The 11343-nt window shown below is 58.3% G+C and carries 10 protein-coding genes and 2 tRNA genes; 3 read left to right on the plus strand and 9 right to left on the minus strand.

Annotated features, from left to right (window positions below):
• Window positions 1-20: 20 nt before the first annotated feature.
• From HF931_RS14155 to HF931_RS14170, 4 genes are all read right to left on the minus strand, one after another.
• Window positions 21-2759: a valine--tRNA ligase gene (locus HF931_RS14155; RefSeq protein WP_273240577.1), complete on the minus strand. Its 2739-nt coding sequence runs from the start codon at window positions 2757-2759 to the stop codon at window positions 21-23.
• 81 nt (window positions 2760-2840) lie between these two features.
• Window positions 2841-3569, minus strand: a complete 729-nt coding sequence (locus tag HF931_RS14160; RefSeq protein WP_035552407.1) for a DUF2497 domain-containing protein — start codon at window positions 3567-3569, stop codon at window positions 2841-2843.
• 84 nt (window positions 3570-3653) lie between these two features.
• Window positions 3654-4973, minus strand: coding sequence for a TolC family outer membrane protein (locus tag HF931_RS14165; protein ID WP_273240579.1), 1320 nt, complete (start codon window positions 4971-4973; stop codon window positions 3654-3656).
• Window positions 4974-5103: 130 nt separating this feature from the next.
• Window positions 5104-5757, minus strand: coding sequence for a protein-L-isoaspartate O-methyltransferase family protein (locus HF931_RS14170; RefSeq protein WP_273240581.1), 654 nt, complete (start codon window positions 5755-5757; stop codon window positions 5104-5106).
• Between the two features lie 149 nt (window positions 5758-5906).
• Between HF931_RS14170 and HF931_RS14175 the strand changes: the two genes are divergently transcribed.
• Together HF931_RS14175 and HF931_RS14180 are read left to right on the plus strand one after the other, a co-directional pair.
• Window positions 5907-5980 (plus strand) — tRNA-Cys (locus HF931_RS14175).
• Window positions 5981-6307: 327 nt separating this feature from the next.
• Window positions 6308-6383 (plus strand) — tRNA-Asn (locus HF931_RS14180).
• A gap of 50 nt (window positions 6384-6433) precedes the next feature.
• Here the strand turns inward: HF931_RS14180 and HF931_RS14185 are convergent.
• The 4 genes from HF931_RS14185 to HF931_RS14200 all read right to left on the minus strand — a co-directional run bounded on the left by HF931_RS14185 (window position 6434) and on the right by HF931_RS14200 (window position 9887).
• On the minus strand, window positions 6434-7024 hold the full coding sequence (locus HF931_RS14185; protein ID WP_035550330.1) for an exopolysaccharide biosynthesis protein: 591 nt from the start codon (window positions 7022-7024) through the stop codon (window positions 6434-6436).
• A complete protein-coding gene (locus tag HF931_RS14190; RefSeq protein ID WP_273240583.1) occupies window positions 7024-8400 on the minus strand; it encodes an L-serine ammonia-lyase in 1377 nt (458 codons plus the stop codon). Before HF931_RS14190 ends, HF931_RS14185 begins: the two co-directional genes overlap by 1 nt.
• A 71-nt stretch (window positions 8401-8471) precedes the next feature.
• Entirely contained in the window at window positions 8472-9653 is a 1182-nt protein-coding gene (locus HF931_RS14195) for an FAD-dependent monooxygenase (protein ID WP_273240585.1), read from the minus strand.
• Between the two features lie 30 nt (window positions 9654-9683).
• Complete coding sequence (locus HF931_RS14200; RefSeq protein ID WP_035550323.1) at window positions 9684-9887, minus strand: zinc-finger domain-containing protein; 204 nt, start codon at window positions 9885-9887, stop codon at window positions 9684-9686.
• Between the two features lie 119 nt (window positions 9888-10006).
• Between HF931_RS14200 and HF931_RS14205 the strand changes: the two genes are divergently transcribed.
• Entirely contained in the window at window positions 10007-10960 is a 954-nt protein-coding gene (locus HF931_RS14205; RefSeq protein WP_035550320.1) for an ABC transporter ATP-binding protein, read from the plus strand.
• Between the two features lie 55 nt (window positions 10961-11015).
• On the opposite strand, the gene trxA is transcribed toward HF931_RS14205, so the two are convergent.
• Complete coding sequence (gene trxA / locus HF931_RS14210) at window positions 11016-11336, minus strand: thioredoxin (RefSeq protein WP_035550317.1); 321 nt, start codon at window positions 11334-11336, stop codon at window positions 11016-11018.
• Between the last annotated feature and the right edge of the window lie 7 nt (window positions 11337-11343).

Genomic DNA, 11343 nt, shown 5'->3' on the forward strand with positions numbered 1-11343 from the left:
GATCAGGATGCCCGCAATGATCAGAGACCTTCAAGCCCCTTTCGGGCAACTTTCAGCTTTTCGCGCCGGGCCGTCCAGTCAACGATGCGCTCGCGGTTTTCCTCGACAATCTCTGCTGGCGCGCGCGAAACGAATTTCTCGTTCGACAGCTTCTTCTCGGTCGAGGTGATGTCCTTGTCGAGCTGGGCGAGTTCCTTGTCGAGCCGTTTGCGGGCTTCGTCGATGTCGACAATGTCCGCGACCGACAGCGCCGACATGGTCTCGCCGATAACTGCCGTGACAGCGCCGTCGGGGGTGGTGTCGGTCATGGAGATGTCTTCCAGCCGCGCAAGACGCTTCAGGACATCCTCATGCGTCATTGCCCGGTTTTCGATCTCCGCACCGGCATTGACCAGCGTGAGCGGCAATTTCGTCCCGGCAGGAACGCCAAGGTCATTCCGCAGGGAGCGGAGCTCCGTGATCATGTCGATCACCCAGTTGATTTCATTCGAGGCGGCCTCATCCGTGAACACCTCGGTCGATGGCCAGGACTGGTGCATCAGGAAGCCCTTGTCAGCTGCGCGACCTTCAGCGCGGCGATCCCACAATTCTTCCGTCACAAACGGCATGAATGGGTGCAACAGCTTCAGCGACTCATCGAGCACATAGCCACAGACCATGCGGGTTTCCTGTTTGGCGGCATCGTCCATACCGGCCAGCAGCGGCTTGATCAGTTCGAGATACCAGTCACACAGCGTGTTCCAGATGAACTTGTAGAGCGCACCCGCGGCCTCATTGAACTTGTAATCCTCAATGCCCCTGGTCACGTCTACAGCACACTGAGTAAGTTCGGACAGAATCCAGCGGTTCACCGGACTTTCGATCTTGCCGAAATCGATTTCGCCCGGCGCGCCGCATTCATTCATCTCAGCAAAGCGCGCGGCATTCCAGAGCTTGGTGGCGAAGTTGCGGTTGCCCTCAACGGCCTGCTTGGACAGGCGGATGTTGCGCCCCTGCCCGGCCATACGGCCCATCGTGAAACGCAGCGCGTCAGCGCCGTACTCGTCAATCAGCTCCAACGGGTCCATGGCGTTGCCCTTGGACTTGGACATCTTCTGCCCCTTCTCGTCGAGGACGAGGGCGTGGATGTAGACGTCCTTGAACGGAACTTCTCCCATGAATTCGAGGCTCATCATCATCATCCGGGCAACCCAGAAGAAGATGATGTCGAACGCGGTGACAAGCGTCGCCGTCGGGAAGAAGGTGTCGAGGTCCGGCGTCTTGTCCGGCCATCCCTGTGTGGAGAACGGCCAAAGCGCGGAGGAGAACCAGGTGTCGAGGACGTCTTCGTCCTGAACAAGTTTCTTGTCCGGACCTGCTTCAGCTTGCGCCTCCGCTTCGCTCAAGGCGACATACGCATTGCCGTCTTCGTCGTACCATGCCGGAATCCGGTGCCCCCACCAGAGCTGCCGGGAGACACACCAGGGCTGGATGTTTTCCATCCAGTTGAAATAGGTCTTTTCCCAGTTTTCCGGGATGAATTTGGTCTTGCCGTCCTTTACCGCCGCAATGGCAGGCTCAGCCATTGTCTTTGCGTCGACATACCATTGATCCGTCATCCACGGCTCAATGACGACATTGGAGCGGTCGCCGAAAGGTTGTTCGATCTTGAGGTTCTCGATCTCTTGAAGGAGTTCTGCGGCCTCGAATGCCTCAACAACTTTCTTGCGCGCCTCAAACCGCTCAAGGCCGCGATACTCGGCTGGAATGCCAGCTTCGTCCGCCTCTCCGCCATCCACGATATGCGCGGTGGCGTTCAGAATGTTCAGTGGCGTGTGGCCCGCCCGCTTGCCGACTTCGAAATCGTTGAAGTCATGCGCAGGCGTGATCTTCACCGCGCCGGAGCCCTTGTCCGGGTCGGCATATTCGTCCGCGATGATCGGTATACGGCGGCCAACAATGGGCAGCTCGACAAATTTGCCGATCAGTCCCGCATAGCGCGGATCTTCCGGATGCACAGCGACGCCGGTATCGCCCAGCATGGTTTCCGGGCGTGACGTGGCGACGACGATGTAGTCGCGCATCTCCTGATCCACGACATTCCCGTCTTCATCCTTGACCGGATGCATGTAGGTGACGCCATCGGCGAGCGGATAGCGCAAATGCCAGTAATGGCCGGGCACTTCGCGCTGGTCGACTTCGAGATCGGAAATGGCTGTCTGGAAGTGCGGATCCCAGTTCACGAGCCGCTTGTCGCGATAGATCAGACCCTTCTTGTACAACTCGACGAACACTTTGGTGACCGCGCGCATCATGCTGTTGTCCGGGTCGTTCCGGTCGCCCATCGTGAAGGCTTCCTTCGACCAGTCACAGGACGCGCCAAGGCGCTTCAGCTGGCCGACGATCGCGCCGCCGGATTCCTCTTTCCACTCCCACACGCGATCCACGAATGCATCGCGCCCCATCGAGCGGCGATCCTGATTGCCTTCCTGGGCCAGCTTGCGCTCAACCACCATCTGGGTCGCGATACCGGCATGGTCTGTGCCGGGCTGCCAGAGGACGTTCTTGCCGCGCATCCGCTCGAACCGGATAAGCACATCCTGAAGCGTGTTGTTGAGCGCGTGGCCCATGTGCAGCACACCGGTTACGTTCGGCGGTGGAATGACGATGGAATAGGCCTGCGCAGACGTATCGCCGGAGGGTTTGAAGCAGCCTTGGTCTTCCCAGGCCTTGTACAGGCGTGGTTCGGCTTCTGCGGGGTCAAATCTTTGGTCGAGCATTGGTTCAGGCGTATTCCATGTAAAAGAAAAGGCGCGCCAGTGACGGCGCGCCCTTCCCTATAACGTATTTGTCAGGAGAGGCTAGCGCGCCATGCGGGCAATGCGCTGTACCTCGGCCTCGACTTTCTCTTCAACGATCTTCGGAAGGTTGGCATCGAGCCAATCTTTCATCATCGGCTTGAGCATCTCGCGAACGAGCCCCTCGATCGTATTGTCACCGCCCATATCCATCTTGGAAATGAGTTTGCCCAGCGCGCCAGCCGCCACATCGGCCGTCTGGTCGTCGGTCAGTACAGTTTGCTGATAGCGTGCAGTTGCCGCCATGTCTTCCTCCACGGATGCCGCCACCGGTTCCGGTGCAACGGGTTCAGGTTCAGGCTGAAATTCTGGTTCCGGAGCGACATCTTCCGCCACCGCTTCCGGAAATACTTCTTCTACAAGCTCTTCTGCTTCTTCGGCTTTTGGCGCCGCAACGACCGCACGGGCCGCGCCAAGCATTTCCTCGAAGCTCGGCGGCTCGCTGACATCATCGGCAGTCGATTCGAACTGTTCGAATTCGACTTCAAACGCGTCCTCGACCTCGGACTCCATCTCTACTTCAACAGGCTGCACGTCTGCGGCCGGTTCGTCCTCGAACATGACATCATCAATGTCATGCAGGTCGTCAGCATTGAATTCTTCTGTCGCAGAGGCCTCTTCAACCGCAGCAGGTTCTTCAGCCTGAGGCGCGACGTCATCGTCGGAGATGATCTTGCGGATCGACGCGAGGATTTCCTCCATCGTCGGTTCCTTGTGTGCTTCATTGGCCATGGCCAGCCCCTTAGATATGTAATGCGGTTCGAATCCCTATGCGTTAACCGCTAAGGGGATTGTGTTAACAAGTTTTTATCACTGTTAACGTGAGTCCCCGACCTCGCCATCCAGAAGCAGCATTTCCGGCGCCAATTGTCCGGTTGCGCGCAGCAGATTGTGAGCGGCGACATAGGAGTCGCGTTCCGCCTGAACCAGTGAGAGCCTGGCCTCGAACAGCTGCTGCTCCTGATCCAGCACATCCAGCGTGGTGCGGATGCCGACAGCCAGTTCTTCCTTTGCACCATCATACGCGATCTGGGCCGCTTCGACCTGACGCTCGGATGCCGCGATAGAGCGGAGCGATGCTTCATAGCCGAACCAGGATTGCGCGATCTGGGCGCGGATGCTGCGCTGGAGTGTATCGATCTGACGCTGTGCCTGAGCGCGTTGCAGTTTCGCCGATTTCACCTGGCTCTGGATCAGGCCGCCGGACAACAGCGGGATCGTGCCCTGAGCGACAGCCGACACACTCGAATCGCGCTGGGTGAAATCATTATAGGTCTCTTGTCGCGCAGCCGTTCCCACGATGCTGATCTGCGGCTTGTACTGGCCCTTGGCCACTTCGATGGCTTCGCGTGCGGCACGTTCTGCGTGGCGCGCGGCGATCAGGTCCGGGTTGTTGTCCAGTGCGATCTGAAGCGCGTCGTCCAGTGATGCGGGCAAAGGCGGGAGTGGAGGCGGCGGCGCGAGATCGGTGGGCGTCAGGCCGGTCAGGAACTGGTAGTTCGCAATATCTGCTTCGAGTGTTGCCTGCGCACCGGCCAGGGCAGCACGCGCGCCCTCCAGCCGGGCCTGAGACAAGGATACGTCGGTGCGCGTCACAACGCCCACATCAAACCGGTCAGAGGCGGCGCGCACCTGCTCGCCCGTCACTTCGACATTGTTTTCTCGAATCGCGACAGCTTCCAGATCGCTGCGTACATCCACATAGGCCGTGACGACTTGCAGGATCAGATCCTGCTCTGCGGCGACATATTGCGACTCAGCGGCGTCCACTCCGGCCTGTGCCTGGCGCACACCTGCGCGGATACGACCGCCGGTATAGATCGGTTTAGCTGCCTGGATCTGCGCGCTGGCAATGGGACGATCCCCATTGGTGCCCGCCAATTCAGCGAACGGCGCATTGGAATCGATGTACTCGATGCCCGCGCTACCTGACAGATCAACCGTCGTGCGCCCCTGCGACCGGGCCTGTTCGACATTCTCGATAGCGATATCCGCTTCCGCACGCTGCGCCTGCAGCCCCGGATTGGTCGCGAGCGCGGCGTTTACGGCATCCGCCAGCGTTTCCGCATTGGCAACAGACAAGGTGCCTGCGCTCAATGCTATGACTGATACGGCGACGGTTCTGTGGAAATTCATGCGGCGCTCCTCAAGCTCCAACCGGTTCAATTCCTTATATTCGATTTCTCTAATATAAGGGAGCCAACGGCGATAGTGAACACTGTTCACTTTTCTGGATGCTTAACAAGATGTCGCAGAGCAGACGTTTTTAGAAAACAAATGCCTTCTTGCGGTCAAATGCAGAGAATTTCGGGGGAAACGCGTCGAATCCTTCACGTGCAGACACCGTATCCCCGGCGCGCGTATAGAGTTTTCCGCGGCCAAGATTTTCTTCGACCTGCATGACAACGGCCAGACGCCCCCCTTCGGCGAGTTGCTCTGTCCAAGCTTCCGGCAGGGTTTCGACCATGCCGCACACATAGATCACGTCAAAGGGTGCCTGGTCCGGCAGACCCATGGCAATATCACCTTCAACGGCGACCGCCTGATCAATGCCGAGCGCGGTGAAGCGTTCTGACATGGCATCGACGCGAGCTTCGCCCTCTTCAAGAGCGATGACAGTTTCCGCCAGACGGCTGATAAGCGCCGCTTCGTACCCAGAGCCGGCACCTACGACGAGCACAATATCCGTCGGCTTGATACCCGCCAGCTTCACCAGCTTGCCCGTATCGCGCGGCGTCCAGAGAGACCGGCCTTCCGAAGTCTCGATTTCCAGCTCCGAGTAAGCGACAGATTTGCGCGAGGATGGCACGAAGGCCTCGCGCGGGGTTTTCATGAAGGCCGAGACGATTTCGGGATTCGAGACATCATTCGGGCGCACCTGCGTGTCGACCATGATCTCACGGGCTTTATCGTAATTCATCTCTCATTCCCTCTCGGGCTGGCTGTCGCGTAATAGTCAGCCCTTTAACATGGGATTTCCGGTGCGCAATGCGCGATAAACGCACGTCGCATGAAAAGGACAGATTGCATGCGGCCGAGTTCGTTGCTAAACGACGCGCCTTCTGGTCCGGCTCTGTGGCGGAGTGGTGACGCAGCGGATTGCAAATCCGTGTACACCGGTTCGATTCCGGTCGGAGCCTCCAGACTTTCAAATCACCACTCCAATCCGCCACAGCCCGCCCGCCGGCCGCGACCAGGTCGCCCGCGCAGCGATTTTCATGATTTCGAAGTCGTAAACACAGTTTTGCGAATTTTCGTGCCGGCGTTTTCAAACCGTTTACAGCCCGTTAACCAATTTGAGGGATGTTGATCCTGTCTTCTCTTGGAGACACCCACCATCACCCAACGCCTCGGCGGGAGCTTCATGTCTCCCGCCTTTTTTTTTGCGAAAAGTGCAAGTTTTTGTCAGTCTGCAGCATGTGGGGGCTTGAACCGGTTTTCGGGTCTGCTATTCACCCGTCTTCAGCTGTTCCGCGATAGCTCAGTTGGTAGAGCAGGCGACTGTTAATCGCCCGGTCGTAGGTTCGAGTCCTACTCGCGGAGCCACCTTCCCCTACAATTCAGATTTAAGTCTTGTGCGTTGCTATTGCTTGGTTTTAGCCGACAAGCCGCTCCCAAAGCCGGATCATGAGATAGCAGCTTCCGGCGAGGCCCAGTCCGGCCAGGATCAGCACGAATCCATCCCGCGCGGTAAGGGCCAATCCAAACAGCAAGACCGTTACGCCCGGCAACACCGGACCAAACGGAATGAGGCCCAGCGGAAACGACACCAGCGCCGCTGCGATACAGATCAATGCGACGAGTTGAACGAAAGGCGGCTCTGTCAGGAAAGCGAGTCGCGGTTTCAGGAATCGGTCCACCTGGCAGACATAGGGGTAAGCCTGCTCAACGCCCTGAAGCAGCGCCGACCGGGGAAACTCGAACTCCAGTATTCTGCGCGGCACCCACGGAAACTTCTTCCCGAATACAATCTGCGCGGCAATCAACAAGATAATCAGCGCCACAAGCCAGTTTGCGCCCGGGATGATGGTTAAGGGACTGATCGACACGAAGCCAAGCAGGAGCAACAAGGGACCATAGGATCGACGCCCCACGGCATCCAGCATCGCCCCGACGGACACCTTTTCACCAGAGGTTCGTTCCTGCAGGCTTTCCAGCAGGGAGCCGAGATTGTTGACGCGCGTCATCAGCACTCCACGACGTTAACGGCCAGACCACCCTGACTGGTTTCCTTGTATTTAGAAGACATGTCGAGCCCGGTCTGCCGCATCGTCTCGATGACCTGATCAAGAGACACATGAGTATGCCCCGTCGAGTGCAGCGCCAGACGAGCCGCGTTCACCGCCTTCACCGCACCTATCGCGTTGCGTTCGATACAGGGTATCTGCACAAGCCCGCCTACCGGATCGCAAGTCAGGCCGAGATTGTGCTCCATCCCGATCTCCGCCGCATTCGCCACCTGTTGCTGGTTCGCGCCCCACACCGCGGCAAGTCCTCCCGCCGCCATTGAGCAGGCAACGCCGACTTCGCCCTGGCATCCCATTTCCGCACCGGAGATCGACGCGCGTTGCTTGTACAGGATTCCAATAGCGCCTGCCGTCAGCAGAAAGCGACGCGTGCGATCGACCGAATCGTCAGTGTCTGAGCAGTAATGCTGGATAACGGCCGGGATGATTCCCGCCGCACCATTGGTCGGCGCGGTCACCACCTGCCCGCCTGCGGCATTTTCCTCGTTCACCGCCATCGCATAAACATTCAACCAGTCGAAGAGCTGCTCCCGCTCATTGGATCCGCGATCATCATTGAGCTTTTTCCAAAGCGCCGCAGCGCGACGCTTCACCTTCAGCTTTCCGGGCAGAAGTCCGTCCTTGGCAAGCCCGCGCTCAATGCAGCCGCGCATCACGTCGGCAATCCGATCGAGGGCAGCGATCGTCTCAGCTCTGGGTCGCAGCACATCTTCATTGGCAAGGACAAGCTGCTCAATTGCAAGATCTCCCTGTTCGCACATCTCAATCAGCTCAGCTGCAGATGTGAAGGCGTAAGGGACGCTGATTTGCGTGGGAACAAGATCGTCTTCTACCGGCCGCTCCAATTGTCGCTGCGAGGCAATGAATCCGCCGCCGGTCGAAAACCAGGTCTCGTCGAGCAACACGCCGCCCTGTTCATCATGGGCCGTCAGGCGCATCCCGTTCGGATGAAGGGCCGGGATAACGTCATAGGCCATGATGATGTCAGTCGCCGGGTCGAAGCGGATGGGCATGCGCCCTGCCAATTTCAAACTCAGAGTTTCGCCAATGCGGGCAACGGCCAGTTCTGCCTCATCCGGATCGAGTGTTTCCGGTGCGAAGCCTGCCAGCCCAAGCATGACCGCCTTCGGACTCGCATGCCCTTCACCTGTCAGGGCGAGCGATCCCTGTAACTCGACCTGAACACGATCCACGCGGTCAAAGGCACCGGATTGCTCGAGCGCATCAACAAAGCGCGCGGCAATGCGAATTGGCCCAACAGTGTGCGAACTCGAAGGGCCGATCCCCACGCGAAAAAGGTCGAGAACTGAAAGCATGAAATCTCGCTTTGGTTTCAGATGAAATCAATGAGTGCACGTTCCGGCGCCACCGCACAAGCGATGCGCGGTCAGCCGACCGTTACATCATGGCCGTACAGCCAATCGTTTCGCCCGTGAACAAAGGACTCCATCATTCGACCCGCCACCCACATAGGGCCATAGGTCGAGAGCTTGGTCACCGGATTGCTTTTGTGGAACAGTTTGGCATTCGCGCGGGCCCCCGCTTGTACCTTGCTCGTCCTTGGCTTTCGCAAGGTTTCATAGGTCTTGAAGGCGGATGGCAAATCGGCCTGCGAAGTCACACTCCGCGCAAGCACATAGGCGTCCTCGATTGCCATGACGGCCCCTTGCGCAAGGAACGGCAACATCGGATGGCACGCATCCCCCAGCAACACGGCACGCCCGTCCGACCAGCGTTTCAGCTCGTCCCGATCAAACAGAGCCCAGCGGTGAAGCACTGGCGCATTCTGGATAATGTCGTTCACGACAGGGTTCCAACCGCTGAAATCGGCCAGCGCATCTTCCCGACTACCCTCGGTCGTCCAGGATTCGAGATGCTTTGCCTTGCGCTCCACCACGCCAACAAAGTTTGCAAGGCTACCGCCCCTCAGAAGATAGGTCACCGCATGGCGTCTGGATCCCGTCCAGACCGCAGCCGTCGGGGGCGGAACATGCGTCAGGTCAGATACCGGCGTTACGGCTCGCCAAGCTGTCATGCCTGTATAGCGTGGCGCATCCGGTCCGAGCATCTTTGCCCGGATCACGGAGTGGATGCCATCTGCCCCAACCAATAAATCACCCGAAACGCGTTCGCCTGAGTCGAGGACAGCATGAACACCCGCATCATCCTGCTCGTATGAAGTGACTTTCGCGCCCAGTCGCAGCGCATTCGGTTGCCGCGTTGCCAAGGTATCGGAAAGCGCCTGAATCAGGTCGGCGCGGTGAACATGCAGATAGTCCGCGCCCCAGCGATTGATCGCAGCCTTGCGAAGTGGAATGTCGAACAATCGCGTGCCACTGCGCCCCATCCGCATTTCAAGCGCCTTTGGCCTGAACGCATGGCGAGCAATCTGAGCCGAAACGCCGAGCTTGCTCAGCACATGCATGCCATTCGGGCTCAGCTGAATGCCTGCCCCGATTTCACTCAGGACACCTGATTGTTCAATCACACTGCATTCATGACCGAAATGATCGAACGCCAGCGCAGCCGTAAGGCCCCCGATGCCACCGCCCACTATCAGGACGCGCATTCGGACACCTCACTCATCAGTGTGTTGCAATCATTTCGCGCGCGACGGGTCGAGCTTGCCGCCGATCAGGATGAAGCGACGGTCGCAGTATTTGCACTCAACGAAATCCTCGTCACCCATCTCGTACCAGACGCGTGGATGCCCGAGGGCACCTCCACCACCATTGCACGATACGCGGTGGGTGTTCACCATGACGATTTCTGGCGGGTCAAGCACATCGCGGTTCGTGGACATGATCTCTAATTCCATCTGCAATTTCGCTGGCATGGTTGTTACCGAAGCCACATGGTCCTACCTAGATCGCACCGCCAATCGGCGCAAGATCGAATGGACAGAGTGAAAAGGTCCCCTGCATGTCGTCCAGCAAACCTGCCCCAGACTTCGCGATTGAAGTCAAAGACCTCCAGAAAATCTACCGCGCTTCGGGCAAGATGCCCGAAAAGCACGCATTGAAGGGGCTGAACCTGCAAGTACCGCGGGGATCGATCTTCGGTCTGCTGGGTCCGAATGGCGCTGGAAAATCGACCTTTATCAATATTCTGGCCGGACTGGTGAACAAGACATCAGGATCGGCAAGCATCTGGGGCCTCGATATTGATGAGCACCCCCGCCAAAGCCGTGCGGCGATTGGCGTTGTGAATCAGGAAATCGTGGCCGATCCTTTCTTCACGCCCTTGGAAATGCTGGAATTGATGGCCGGGTTTTATGGCGTGCCCAAATCCGAGCGCCGCAGCGAGGAGATTCTTGCCGCTGTCGGACTGGACGACAAGAAAGACGCCTATGTGCGCCAATTGTCCGGCGGCATGAAACGCCGACTGATGGTGGCCAAGGCACTTGTCCACAATCCGCCCGTCCTGATTCTGGATGAACCCACCGCGGGCGTTGATGTTGAGCTACGCCGCTCCCTGTGGACTTATGTGCGCGAGCTTCACGACAACGGCACCACCATCATCCTGACGACGCACTATCTGGAGGAAGCCGAAGAATTGTGTGATTCCATCGCCATCGTGAATCATGGCGAAATCGTCGCCTGCGAGCCGACGCCAACACTATTGTCGCGTCTCGACTACAAGACACTAGTGATCACGCCGAAGGAGCCGCTGACCGCTGTACCAGAAGCATTGGCCGGCATGGACGCCACACTGCGTCCGGATGGTGATTTGGCCATCACGTTCCGCACCAGCGAAACCGGCATTGGCCGCCTGCTGGAAACGGTGCGCGCAAACGGTATTGGCGTAGGCGACCTCGTCACAGAAGCGCCGGATCTGGAAGACGTGTTTATCGCCCTGACATCACAAGCCGCATAAAAAAAACGCCGGCATCGCAGCCGGCGTTTTTTTATTCTTTACCGCAAGAACGCTTTTAGACGCTTTGCTTGATCCAGTCCGTAATGGCCTGCTTGCTCATCGCGCCAAGATGCGTCGCAGCCAGCTTGCCACCCTTGAAGATCATCAGGGTCGGCATGCCGCGCACACCGTACTTCGACGGGGCAATCGGATTCGCGTCGACATCGATCTTCGCAACTTTCACTTCACCGGCCAACTCTTCTGACACGGCATCGATGTGAGGGGCCATCTGCTTACACGGGCCACACCATTCAGCCCAGAAATCCACAACGACTGGCACATCGGAATCTCCGATCAGGCCGTCAAACTCATCATCCGTAACATTTACCGCAGCCATGCCTTGG

It is taken from the genome of Hyphomonas atlantica corrig., assembly GCF_017795365.1.
Lineage (GTDB): Bacteria > Pseudomonadota > Alphaproteobacteria > Caulobacterales > Hyphomonadaceae > Hyphomonas > Hyphomonas atlantica.